This window comes from Streptomyces lincolnensis (genome assembly GCF_021173675.1).
Lineage (GTDB): Bacteria > Actinomycetota > Actinomycetes > Streptomycetales > Streptomycetaceae > Streptomyces > Streptomyces lincolnensis_B.
Map to the genome: position 1 here is coordinate 1 of NZ_JAIHON010000059.1, position 281 is coordinate 281.

Consider the following 281-nt stretch of genomic DNA (forward strand, 5'->3'; position numbering starts at 1 on the left):
CTTAGTCAATCGGCGCACACGTTTCTCACGTGTGTATCGCTACTCATGCCTGCATTCTCACTCGTCAACCGTCCACAACTCGCTTCCGCGGCTGCTTCACCCGGCAGACGACGCTCCCCTACCCATCACAGCACCCGTTGGGGCTATACACTGCAATGACACGACTTCGGCGGTACGCTTGAGCCCCGCTACATTGTCGGCGCGGAATCACTAGACCAGTGAGCTATTACGCACTCTTTCAAGGGTGGCTGCTTCTAAGCCAACCTCCTGGTTGTCTGTGC

The 281-nt window shown here is 56.9% G+C and carries 1 rRNA gene; it reads right to left on the reverse strand.

Annotated elements, in window-relative coordinates:
• A 23S ribosomal RNA gene (locus K4B79_RS47550) occupies window positions 1-281 on the reverse strand; the annotation flags it as partial.